The sequence below is a fragment of the Pelagibacterium sp. 26DY04 genome (assembly GCF_031202305.1).
Lineage (GTDB): Bacteria > Pseudomonadota > Alphaproteobacteria > Rhizobiales > Devosiaceae > Pelagibacterium.
Genome location: NZ_CP101731.1, coordinates 2,332,566 through 2,344,105, shown reverse-complemented (window position 1 = coordinate 2,344,105; position 11,540 = coordinate 2,332,566). Strand labels below are relative to the sequence as shown.

The following is an 11,540-nucleotide window of genomic DNA, read 5'->3' as shown; positions in this document are numbered from 1 at the left end:
CGTCTGTTTGTCGCGAAATATGACAAAGGCGTCACTATCTTTAAGTCATGGTTTCGGGTGCTCGTACCACAAAGACCGCTTTTTGAGAAGCGGGATATATCTATCGCCCGTTAGGCCCAAGCCGTAAAACAAGGGCGCTTCCTTACATCGGAGAGAAACATGGCACGTGCGAATTTCGCGGCGGCTCTTTCTGCTGTCTTGCTGCACGAAGGAGGATGGGCCAACAACCCCAAGGACCCCGGCGGCGCGACCATGAAGGGCGTCACGCTGGCGACCTATCGCCGGTATCGGCCTGGCGCGACCAAAGAGCAGCTTCGCAATATCACCGACGCTGAATTGCAGCGCATCTACCGCGATGGGTATTGGGACGTGATCCGGGGCGACGATCTCCCGGCAGGCGTTGACTATGCCGTCTTCGATTTCGCGGTGAACAGCGGGCCTTCAAGAGCGGCCAAGTTCCTCCAGCGCATGGTTGGTGTGCCGCAAGACGGGAAGATAGGCCCTGTGACGCTCTCTGCCGTCCGCGCGGCCAATCCTGAGGCGATCATCCGCAACCTGTGCAATCAGCGCCAAGCATGGCTTCAGACGCTCAGCACGTTCGCCACCTTCGGCAAGGGATGGACCCGCCGCGTAAGTGAGGTGAAGGCCAAGGCGCTAGCAATGGCCGCCGAGCCCATCCGCCAGCCTGACGACCCGGGCGTGGATACTCCCACCGAGCGGCCCAAGGTCAACTGGCCCGCAATCATTGAGCTACTCCCCGAAAATGGGACGCTGACGTAAGCTAGGAATTGTTGTCTGCTGGTCTTCGACGATGGAGATCAGAGATGTCGAAACGCAAGCAGCATTCGCCCGAGTTCAAGGCGAAGGTCGCCCTGGAAGCATTGAAGGGCGAAGAGACGGTATCGGAATTGGCGAGCCGGTTCGGAATTCACCCCACGATGATCCACCAATGGAAACGGGCGTTGCTCGAAGGGGCATCGGGTGTGTTCGAGCGCGGCGGGCGCAAAAGGCCTGAGATTGACGATGAACAGGTCAAGGATCTGCATGCCAAGATCGGAGAGCTGGCCGTCGCCAACGATTTTTTGTCCAGAAAGCTCAAGCCTTGGGGCGGGAAGTGAGGCGAGGGATGATAGAACCTGATCACCCCGTGCTCTCAATTGGCAAACAGTGCACGCTGCTGTCGATCGCGCGCTCTTCGTTCTACTACACGCCGAAAGGCGAGACCGAGATCAACCTTGCCCTGATGCGCAGGATCGATGGGCAATTCCTGGAGACGCCCTTCTTCGGAGTCCGGCAGATGACCTGGCACCTGCGCAATGAAGGTCACGTGATAAACGAGAAGCGCGTGCGTCGGCTGATGCGGCTCATGGGCCTGATGCCGATTTATCAGAAGCCCAATACCTCGAGACCAGCCAAGGGGCACAAGATCTGGCCCTATCTTCTGAAGGGGTTGAGGGTGGAGCGCCCGAACCAGGCCTGGGCTGCGGATATCACGTATTTACCGATGCGCCGGGGCTTTCTCTACCTGGTGGCCATCATGGACTGGCACACCCGCAAGGTCTTGGCATGGCGCATCTCGAACACGCTGGAGGCAGACTTCTGCATCGAGGCGTTGAACGAGGCGGTCCACAAGTTCGGTCCGCCCGAGATCATGAACACCGATCAGGGGAGCCAGTTCACGTCCTTTGCCTGGACCGATCGGTTGCGACGAATGGGGGTGCGCATCTCCATGGATGGCAAGGGCCGGTTCCTCGACAACATCTTTGTCGAGCGGCTCTGGAGAACCCTCAAATACGAATGCGTCTACCTGCACGCCTGGGAGACCGGGTCACAGGCCCGCGCCGGCGTCCGCGAATGGGTGGACTTCTATAATAACCGACGCCCTCATTCCGCCCTTGGCGGAAAACCGCCTGCCGTGATCTATTGGCAGCGCATTGACCAAAACCAACCCGACCAGCAGGTGCAACGAGTAGCTTAATTTACGCCAAAAGCTGTCCAACGATTGGGGAGTAGCTCACATCTTCCTCGCAGCCGCCGCTCTGGCGGCTTTTCTCATTCTTCCACGCATCCTCGGATAAGGAGCATCACCATGGGCAAGCTGCTCAATCTTCTGACCATGTTCGGGCCTCTCCGGGCCGCCAAGCTATGGGTAGCCGTGGCAATGGCCATCGTCGCCTTCGTCCGCGTTTATTTCGGTATCGATCTCGGGCTCGATGAAGAAACCGCGACCGCTGTTATCGGCGGCATTGGCGCGCTGCTTGTCTGGCTGGTGCCCAACGCCAAGCCCGATATCCCGGTGCTGACGGAAGCCGAGGCGCGGGCGCGGACGGGATACGCCGGGCCTATCGAGACTCGGAACCGCTGACACATTCGCGGCGCGCGGGCAGGGCACCTGTGCGCCTCATTTCTACACTGACCTACAGGGGCTCCCGTGGCAGATCAGGACAACGACATGAACGTCAGCAAGCCGGCATTCCGGTGGGAACTCAACATCAACACCATGATCGTGCTGGTGGGTTTCATCTTCACATGGGGCGTTACCTACGCCACGATCACGATTGGGCTCGCCAATAGCGCAGGTGACATCTCTGGGCTGGAGCGGCGTGTCTCTGAGCTGGAGAGTTCAACCCGAGCCCTCGACAACCATGAGCTACGGCTGACCGCTGTAGAGGCTCAGGCGCGGGATACGTCAAGCGCCATGCGATCGGTGGAACAGTCCCTCAACTCACTTGCCGCCGATCTGCGCGTCACGAGAGAGATACTGGAGCGGCTGGAGCGGTCGCAAGCCTCGGTTGTTGCTGGCCGATGAACGAGGTCCGCTGCGCCTGCTGCAATGCCGTCGTGCGGGCGTGGACGCCCTACAGGGTGCAGGACAAGCTCTATGTCTGCTTTCGCCACTGCGGTGTTGCCCAGCAGATCGAGGCGCGGTTCGAGATGGCACAGCCCCGCGCCAAATCGTGATCGCCTCTCCGTTGTTCTCATTTTGTTCAAGGTGTATGAGTCTCGATCGTTCTGACGATCGGGTGCCGTATGGCCAAGCTGCGCACATTGGGAGATATCCGGGACGCTGGGCTCGACATGATCGCGGTGTGCCATAACGTATCCTGCCGGCACACAAGGCAGGTGGATCTAGGTAAGCTCATCAAGGCCGTGGGAGAGATGCAAAGCCTTCTCCCGATCAAAGGCCAGTCCCATTTCAGCGAACGTATGCGATGCCCGGAATGCAAGCATCGCGGCATGTTCCTTTGGGTAGAGGCGCCAAAGGAGCCCAATCCCCATTTTTCGAGCGCCTTGGCCTTCCGGGTTGTTCAAGAAGACCGAAGCGGGTTCCGCCCGATGGGGGAGGTTGCCAGAGCGTGCAACAAGGAAGTGGCCCAGGCTGCATTTGAGGTTGCCGAGGCGATATACCCGCAGTCCCGAATTGAGATGCACTGGCACCGACAGGTGCTGCAGTCGAGCCATATTAAGCCCGTGGCGGGCGGGAAGCGGGCGGGGGAGCGCTAGTCATTTTCGGGCGCCATACGTGCCCAGCGGAGGCTCAGGGGCGGCGAAAAGGCGTCAGCCGACCTGTGGCGCCAGAAGATGGCAACGGCGCCCTGAGATCCTGTCTCGGAGCCGTGAAATTCGGTTTCCAATTCACGGTCTGTTCTCGGTGATTTTGGGGTCTTCTTTCGGGCCTATTGGAAACCACATCGCAGCATTTCCGGGCCTCAGAGGGCGAACCACACTCTTTGTAATCAGAGGGTCGCGGGTTCAAGTCCTGCTGCCGGCACCAATCCCTCGGAAACAGCCCGCCTTCGATCGTTCACCAACATGTGTGAAGGCGCCACTTCGTGCCTTGCGTTGCGGGCGCTAAGGGTCTTGGCTTGAATTGAGCATAGCAGGGAATTGATTCATGGCCGGGCCAAAACTGTTTGAACCGATCACCGTCGGCGGCAAGGAACTCGTCAACCGCATCGTCATCGCACCCATGTGCCAATATTCGGCAGTCGATGGGCAGATGAACGACTGGCATCTCATCCATCTCGGACAATTGGCCATGTCGGGCGCAGCGCTGCTGACCATCGAGGCGACTGCCGTTACGCCCGAAGGGCGCATCACTTACGCTGACGTCGGACTTTATGATGACGCCACCGAAGCTGCGATGAAGCGGGTCATCGACGGTATCCGGCGCTGGTCGGACATGCCGATCGCGATTCAGCTCGCCCATGCGGGCCGCAAGGCGAGCACGGAGGTGCCCTGGAAGGGCGGGGCCCAGTTGCCGCCCGATGATTCTCACGGTTGGCAGACGGAATCGGTCTCCGCCTTGCCCTTCCTTCCGAGCGAAAACGCTCCGACCGCCTTGAGCAAGGCCGATCTGGTCCGCATCCGGGACGCGTTTGCCGATTCCGCCCGCCGGGCGGCGCGCATCGGGCTCGATGCCATCCAGATCCATGCCGCCCATGGCTATCTCCTGCATCAATTCCTTTCGCCGCTCTCCAACAAGCGCGACGATGAATATGGCGGATCACTGGAAAACCGGCTGAGATTCCCGCTCGAAGTTTTCGATGCCGTGCGCGCGGCGTTTCCTGCGGATAAGCCCGTAACCGTTCGTGTTTCGGGCACCGATTGGATGGAAGGCGGCTGGGACGCCGCGCAGACCGTGGCTTTTGCAAGGGCACTCGAGGAACGCGGCTGCGACGGCATCCATGTCTCGAGCGGTGGGCTCGACGCCGGGCAGAAGATTCCGGTCGGTCCGAGCTATCAGGTTCCGCTGGCGCGGCAGGTCAAGGCGGCCGTCTCCATGCCGGTGGTGGCCGTGGGGCTGATCACCTCATCGGAGCAGGCCGAGGCTATCGTTGCCACAGGCGATGCGGATATGATCGCGGTTGCTCGCACCGTGCTCTACGATCCGCACTGGCCGTGGCGCGTGGCTGTTGCGCTCGGCGCTCAAGTCAAGGCGCCGCCGCAATACTGGCGCTCGGCACCGCGTCAATCGCCGGATTTGTTCATCAAGGATTGACCTTCTACTCGGCCGAACGCCGGACGGGCGGAGCGACGACACGGCTGGCGAAAGCTTGATCGATTTCGGTCAGCGTTTTCATCATCAGCCCCCGGTAGATCGGCTCCCCCGCATCGGCGACCCGCGTGATCGGGGGAAGCCCGCGAATCTTGCCCATCAGCGAGGCGGTCGCGCCTTCGGCGATGCCCGGTTCGATCAGGTCGTAGGCGGCGGTCGTGGGGCCGAGCAGGACGATCCTGTCGATCTCGATGATGGAGATCAGCCGGTTGATGCCATAACCGATCGCCTGTCCCGCACTGGTGAAGGCGCGGCGTGCGTTGCGCTCGCCTTGCCGGGCCCGCATCGCGAGCTGCTGAAAATCGGCAGCAGGGACCGAACTCGCCGGCGTTGCCTGTTCGGGAACCGAATAGGCGGCGCGCAGAATGGCGTAGTCGGCCGCATAGGATTCGATGCAGCCGCGTGCCCCGCAGCGACACAGGGCGCCGCCCGGTACGTGCACCATATGCCCAAACTCGGTGCCCAGATCGGTCTCGGGCCGGCCGTTGGGGAAAGTTAGGCCCATTCCGATCGTCGAACCGATGTGGATGGTCGCCACCGTTCCCGAATCGAGCGTCGGATCCAGCCAGCGCATGCCGTCGGCCATCAGCCGCCCACGCTTGAAAAGCTGCGCGCTGAGCCCAAGGCGACGATGGATGGGACCGATGATGTCATGTCCGGCGAGGTGCGCAATAGGCGACCATTTAAGGCTGGCGCCGGCGGAATCGAGGATGCCCTGCACCGAAATCGACACGGCGTGGATGGCATTGGCGATGTCGGCATTGCGGCCGATCATCATACCGATCCGCTCCACGAAATAGACGGCCGGTGGCGTTCGCGCGAAGAGGGCAGGGTCAACGGTGGTTTCGACCCGATCCACCAGAACACCGGAATAATCGATAAGCGAAAGGCGGCAGCGGTTCACGTCGATCTCGATAAGCAGAACGAAACCTGCATCGCGATTGTGCGCCAGGCGGACGCCAGGCCGCCCGCGTGACTTCGCGCCAATCACGAGCTCGGCGAGTTCGGTAAGAATGCCGTCGCCGACCAATTCGGCGGCAATGGCAGTTAGCGTGGCGTTGGATAACCCGATTGTGGACGCCACCTGAGAACGCGACAACGGGCCGTGCCGGCGCAAAGCATCCAGCACGAGCTGCCGGTTCTGACGCCGGATCATCTCGGTATCCGCAACGCCTTGCGCCACGGTGGCCTCCCAATATTCTGACCGCGCCCCCTTTTAGGGAATGCCGGTCCCAACTTGCACGCGTTTTCGCCGCGGCGCGCGAATGGACGTTGACACAGCATTCGCTGCGTGCCAATTATTTTTTCGGGTATTGAAAAATATCCAGTCGGAGCCCGGGAGGCGCTCCGTAGGAGGCATAAAATCCATCACTGTGGTTGGGCGGGGCTGGTGTACCCGCAGGAGGAGAATCATGAGGAATCTTGCAGCGGCCCTTTTGGGCACGACTGTTCTTTTCACCTTGGCCGGGGGCGCGCTGGCTCAGGACGATGGCGTCGTTGTCGGCGTATCCTGGTCTAATTTCCAGGAGGAGCGGTGGAGAACCGACGAAGCGGCCATTCAGGCAAAGCTCGAGGAATTGGGCGCCACTTACATTTCGGCCGATGCGCAATCATCGGCATCCAAGCAGCTCACCGATATCGAAAGCCTGATCGCACAGGGTGCCGATGCCCTGATCGTTCTGGCGCAAGACTCAGACGCTATCCAACCGGCCATTTCCGCGGCCGTGGCTGAAGGCATTCCGGTGGTCGGCTATGATCGCCTGATCGAAAATCCGGATGCCTTCTACCTTACCTTCGACAACACCGAAGTCGGCCGCATCCAGGCCCGTGAAGTCCAAGCCGTCGCACCGACCGGCAACTATGTGTTCATCAAGGGTTCGAGCACCGACCCCAACGCCGACTTCCTGTTTGCCGGCGCCATGGAGGTTCTCCAGCCGGCAATCGACGCCGGCGATATCGTCAACGTTGGCGAAGCCTATACCGATGGGTGGCTTCCCGAGAACGCCCAGGCCAATATGGAACAGTTCCTTACGGCCAACAACAACGAGGTCGATGCCGTGGTCGCCGCCAATGATGGCACCGCGGGTGGCGCCATCGCTGCGCTGGCGGCGCAGGGTCTCGATGGTTCGGTACCCGTCTCCGGGCAGGATGCCGACCATGCGGCGCTCAACCGCGTTGCGCTGGGCACACAGACGGTTTCAGTCTGGAAGGACAGCCGTGAACTGGGCGCTGCTGCCGCGGAGATCGCGGTCGAGTTGGCTGAGGGCGCCGCGCTCACCGATATTGAAGGTGCGGTCATGTTCAATGGTGGTCCGAACGGCGTCGAAATGACATCGCGGTTCCTCGCGCCCGTGGCCATCACCCAGGAAAATCTCGATGTCGTCATTGACGCGGGCTGGGTGAGCCAGGACGTGGTTTGCCAGGGCGTCGAAGCCGGTACCGTCGCTGCTTGCGACTAAGTTGTCCTGAACTCTGAACGCGGTCGCGGTGCATTCGTGCACCGCGACCGCTCAATCCTTTGGGGAGAGCAATGGCCGATCAGAACGCCATGTCGTCATCCAACACGCCGGCCTTTTCGGTAGGCACGCCCGTCCGGCGGTTCATGAGCGCTACAGAAATCGATACACGCCTCTTGGGCATGGTCGGCGCGCTACTCCTGATTTGGGTGGGCTTTCACTTCCTTTCTGGCGGATTGTTTCTGACGCCTCGGAACCTTTGGAATCTATCGGTGCAGACCGCTTCGATCTCCATCATGGCGACCGGCATGGTGCTTGTGATCGTCACCCGGAACATCGATCTTTCCGTGGGCTCGCTTCTGGGCATTATCGCCATGGTCATGGGCGTGACGCAGGCCGAATACTTGCCGGCCATGCTTGGCTTCGGGCACCCGTTCATTTGGGCGATAACGCTTGCCGTCGGGCTTGCCTGCGGGCTGGTGATCGGTGCGCTGCAGGGCAGTATCATCGCCTATCTCAAGGTGCCGGCCTTCATCGTGACACTCGGCGGCTATCTCGTCTGGCGCGGAGCGGCCTGGTGGGTGACCTCGGGACGGACTGTGGCACCTCTCGACTCGCGCTTCCGTTTGATGGGCGGTGGCCCTGAAGGAGCGGTCGGCTACACAGTGAGCTGGATTTTGGCGATCATTGCCTGCATCGCCATCGGCGCCTATCTGCTTTATGCCCGCCAGCAACGCAAACGATTCAACTTTCCGCAGCGACCGGTTTGGGCCGAAGGCGTTCTCGCGCTGCTGGGCTGCGGCGCGGTGATCGGTGCCGTGCTTGTCTTCAACGCCTATCCCTGGCCGATCCGTATCGCCGAGAACTACGCCAACGCAAATGGAATCCCGGTTCCCGAAGGCGGGCTGTTCATCTCGCACGGCATCGCCATTCCGGTGCTGATCGCTGTCGCGGTCGGCGTGGCGATGACCTTCATCGCGACCCGCACGCGGTTCGGTCGCTACGTCTTTGCCATGGGCGGCAACCCGGAAGCGGCGGAGCTTGCAGGCATCAACACCCGCTGGGTGACGGTCAAGATCTTCATGCTCATGGGCGTGCTCTGCGCTATCGCGGCTTCGATCTCATCGGCCCGTCTTAACGCGGCGACCAACGCCATGGGCACGCTCGACGAGCTCTACGTCATTGCCGCGGCGGTGATCGGGGGCACATCGCTCTCGGGAGGCGTCGGAACCATTGTGGGCGCGATGATCGGCGCGCTGGTGATGCAGTCGCTGCAGTCCGGCATGGTGCTGATGGGGCTCGACAGCCCGCTGCAGTCGATCGTGGTGGGTATCGTTCTGGTGGTGGCGGTCTGGCTCGACACGCTCTACCGCAACCGGGCGCAGTAAGGATCTATCGGGATGAACCAACACGCAAACGTTCCACTCGTCGAGCTCGAGGATATTTCCATCGCGTTCGGCGGCATCAGGGCGGTCGACGGGGCATCGATCGATCTTTACCCCGGTGAGGTCGTCGGCCTTCTGGGGCACAACGGCGCCGGCAAATCGACGCTGATCAAGATTCTCTCGGGCGCCTATAAGCGCGACAGCGGCGATATCCGTATCGATGGGCAGGATGCCACGATCAACAATCCCCGCGATGCCAAAGCCTATGGCATCGAGACGATCTACCAGACGCTCGCCGTCGCTGATAATGTCGATGCCGCTGCCAATCTTTTCCTCGGTCGGGAATTGACCACTGCCATCGGCACACTCGACGACGTGGCGATGGAGGCCAAGGCGCGCGAGGTGATGGGGCGACTGAACCCCAATTTCAGCCGCTTCAAGGAGCCTGTCAAAGCGCTCTCGGGCGGACAGCGGCAATCGGTGGCGATCGCCCGCGCGATCCTGTTCAACGCCCGTATCCTGATCATGGACGAACCGACCGCGGCCCTAGGCCCGCAAGAGACGGCGCAAGTGGGCGATCTCATTCGGCAGCTCAAATCGGAAGGCATCGGCATCTTCCTCATCAGCCACGACATCCACGATGTGTTCGATCTGGCAGACCGCGTTTGCGTGATGAAGAATGGCCAGGTGGTGGGAACGGCCAAAACTGCCGATGTCACCAAGGATGAGGTGCTCGGGATGATCATCATGGGCAAATGCCCGCCTGGGGCGGTTCCAGGACCGGGCGCAATGAAGGAATAGCAAGCGGGCGCTTCGGCGCCCGTTTTTGTATCGGGCGTTGCCCTATGAGATGCGCTTATGCCACCTTCTTTTCCCCTACATGAATCATACGGAGGCGGGAGATGAAAACGAAAGCGGCGGTGGCATTCGAAGCAGGCAAGCCGCTCGAAATCGTCGAGCTCGATCTTGAAGGACCCAAGGCGGGCGAGGTGCTCGTCGAGATCAAGGCGACCGGGATCTGCCACACAGACGATTTCACGCTGTCCGGGGCCGATCCCGAAGGGTTGTTTCCCTCAGTGCTCGGCCATGAAGGCGCCGGTGTCGTTGTCGACGTGGGACCGGGCGTCACCAGCGTCAAGCCTGGTGATCACGTCATCCCGCTCTATACGCCAGAGTGCCGCGAATGCCCTTCCTGCCTCTCGCGCAAGACCAATCTGTGCACGGCCATACGCGCCACCCAAGGCCAGGGGCTCATGCCCGATGGCACGACGCGGTTCTCGTATAAGGGGCAGCCGATATTTCACTACATGGGCTGCTCCACCTTTTCGAACTACACCGTGATGCCCGAGATCGCGGTCGCCAAGATCGATGCGTCCGCCCCGTTCGACAAGGTTTGCTATGTGGGCTGCGGTGTCACCACCGGCGTGGGCGCAGTGATCAACACGGCCCAGGTGGAGCAAGGCGCGACAGCGGTTGTTTTCGGCCTTGGTGGCATCGGCCTCAATGTCATCCAGGGCCTGCGCCTCGCCGGCGCGGACATGATCATCGGCGTTGATCTCAACAACGCCAAGAAGGAATGGGGCGAGCGGTTCGGCATGACCCATTTCGTCAATCCGCGCGAAATCGAGGGTGACGTCGTCTCGCATCTCGTCAACATGACCAAGCGGGGCGCCGACCAGATCGGCGGCGCTGATTACACCTTCGATTGTACGGGTAACGTCACTGTCATGCGCCAAGCGTTGGAAGCCAGCCATCGCGGCTGGGGCAAGTCGATCATCATCGGCGTTGCCGGCGCAGGGCAGGAGATCTCCACGCGTCCGTTCCAGCTCGTCACTGGTCGTACCTGGATGGGCACGGCCTTCGGCGGCGCGAGAGGGCGCACCGACGTGCCGAAAATCGTTGATTGGTACATGGCGGGCAAGATCGAAATCGACCCGATGATTACCCATACTCTGCGGCTCGAGGATATCAACAGAGGGTTCGAGCTCATGCATTCGGGCGAATCCATCCGCTCTGTGGTGCTCTACTGACGGTGCCTGAAATCTACGTCGATGCCGATGCCTGCCCGGTCAAGGTCGAAGTCGTCCGCGTAGCCGAGCGGCACGGTGTCGTCGTCACCTTTGTCGCCAATTTCGGTCTCCGGCCATCGCGTGATCCAATGATCCGCCACGTCATGGTGCCGCAAGGCGCCGATGCGGCCGACGATTGGATCGTCGAACACGCCAAGGCCGGAGACATCGTCATTACAGCCGATATCCCATTGGCCTCGCGCGCGCTGGAAAAGGGGGTGCATGTGCTCGATCCCGCCGGGCGGGCCTTCACGCCCGATTCCATCGGAATGGCTCTGGCCATGCGCGAGTTGAACCAGCACTTGAGGGAAACAGGCGAAAGCAAGGGGTATAACAAGGAATACACCCAGCGCGACCGCTCAAGCTTTCTGCAGGCGCTGGATGAGCTTCTGGTGCGAGCAAAGCGGTCCGATGCTCGCAAGTAACTGTTCGTTAAGCATAAATTTGGCGCAAGAGAAGGTGTTGTTAACCATAATCGTCGCAGGCTCTCGATCAGGGGAAAACGCTTTGGCCGGGTGCTTGTGGTGGTGCGTACGATATGTCTTTTGGCGATTACCGCCGGATTGCTCAC

At 61.0% G+C, this 11,540-nt stretch carries 13 protein-coding genes; 12 read left to right on the top strand and 1 reads right to left on the bottom strand.

Translation table 11 applies throughout. From position 1 onward, the window contains the following. Positions 1–159: 159 nt before the first annotated feature. From NO932_RS11500 to NO932_RS11470, 7 genes are all read left to right on the top strand, one after another. Positions 160–780 (top strand): glycoside hydrolase family 108 protein, encoded by a 621-nt coding sequence (locus NO932_RS11500; RefSeq protein WP_309207470.1) that lies wholly within the window; start codon positions 160–162, stop codon positions 778–780. A 44-nt stretch (positions 781–824) separates the two neighbouring features. After that, positions 825–1,978 (top strand): IS3 family transposase gene (locus NO932_RS11495; protein ID WP_220303547.1). Its coding sequence is split into 2 segments (ribosomal slippage): positions 825–1,097 and positions 1,100–1,978, totalling 1,152 coding nucleotides; the frame shifts between segments, so codons are not numbered across the junction. Positions 1,979–2,089: 111 nt separating this feature from the next. Next, positions 2,090–2,365, top strand: a complete 276-nt coding sequence (locus NO932_RS11490) for a hypothetical protein (protein WP_309207469.1) — start codon at positions 2,090–2,092, stop codon at positions 2,363–2,365. A gap of 87 nt (positions 2,366–2,452) precedes the next feature. Then, positions 2,453–2,809: a hypothetical protein gene (locus NO932_RS11485; protein ID WP_309207468.1), complete on the top strand. Its 357-nt coding sequence runs from the start codon at positions 2,453–2,455 to the stop codon at positions 2,807–2,809. Continuing rightward, positions 2,806–2,961: a hypothetical protein gene (locus tag NO932_RS11480; protein ID WP_309207467.1), complete on the top strand. Its 156-nt coding sequence runs from the start codon at positions 2,806–2,808 to the stop codon at positions 2,959–2,961. The genes NO932_RS11485 and NO932_RS11480 overlap by 4 nt, the downstream gene beginning before the upstream one ends. A gap of 69 nt (positions 2,962–3,030) precedes the next feature. Beyond that, positions 3,031–3,504, top strand: a complete 474-nt coding sequence (locus tag NO932_RS11475) for a hypothetical protein (protein WP_309207466.1) — start codon at positions 3,031–3,033, stop codon at positions 3,502–3,504. 391 nt (positions 3,505–3,895) lie between these two features. Beyond that, positions 3,896–5,002: an NADH:flavin oxidoreductase/NADH oxidase gene (locus tag NO932_RS11470; protein ID WP_309207465.1), complete on the top strand. Its 1,107-nt coding sequence runs from the start codon at positions 3,896–3,898 to the stop codon at positions 5,000–5,002. Positions 5,003–5,006: 4 nt separating this feature from the next. Here NO932_RS11470 and NO932_RS11465 read toward each other — a convergent pair whose 3' ends face one another. Next, positions 5,007–6,242, bottom strand: a complete 1,236-nt coding sequence (locus NO932_RS11465) for an ROK family transcriptional regulator (protein WP_309207464.1) — start codon at positions 6,240–6,242, stop codon at positions 5,007–5,009. A gap of 229 nt (positions 6,243–6,471) precedes the next feature. On the opposite strand from NO932_RS11465, the gene xylF reads away from it, so the two are divergent. From xylF to NO932_RS11440, 5 genes are all read left to right on the top strand, one after another. Further along, positions 6,472–7,518 carry a D-xylose ABC transporter substrate-binding protein gene (gene xylF / locus NO932_RS11460; protein WP_309160872.1) on the top strand — a complete coding sequence of 349 codons (1,047 nt, stop codon included), beginning with the start codon at positions 6,472–6,474 and terminating at the stop codon, positions 7,516–7,518. An 89-nt stretch (positions 7,519–7,607) separates the two neighbouring features. Next, on the top strand, positions 7,608–8,903 hold the full coding sequence (locus NO932_RS11455; protein WP_375142884.1) for a sugar ABC transporter permease: 1,296 nt from the start codon (positions 7,608–7,610) through the stop codon (positions 8,901–8,903). A 12-nt stretch (positions 8,904–8,915) separates the two neighbouring features. After that, positions 8,916–9,701 carry an ATP-binding cassette domain-containing protein gene (locus NO932_RS11450; RefSeq protein ID WP_309207462.1) on the top strand — a complete coding sequence of 262 codons (786 nt, stop codon included), beginning with the start codon at positions 8,916–8,918 and terminating at the stop codon, positions 9,699–9,701. A 101-nt stretch (positions 9,702–9,802) separates the two neighbouring features. Continuing rightward, on the top strand, positions 9,803–10,930 hold the full coding sequence (locus NO932_RS11445) for an S-(hydroxymethyl)glutathione dehydrogenase/class III alcohol dehydrogenase (RefSeq protein WP_309207461.1): 1,128 nt from the start codon (positions 9,803–9,805) through the stop codon (positions 10,928–10,930). Beyond that, on the top strand, positions 10,927–11,394 hold the full coding sequence (locus tag NO932_RS11440; RefSeq protein WP_309211034.1) for a YaiI/YqxD family protein: 468 nt from the start codon (positions 10,927–10,929) through the stop codon (positions 11,392–11,394). Before NO932_RS11445 ends, NO932_RS11440 begins: the two co-directional genes overlap by 4 nt. The last annotated feature ends 146 nt before the right edge of the window (positions 11,395–11,540 follow it).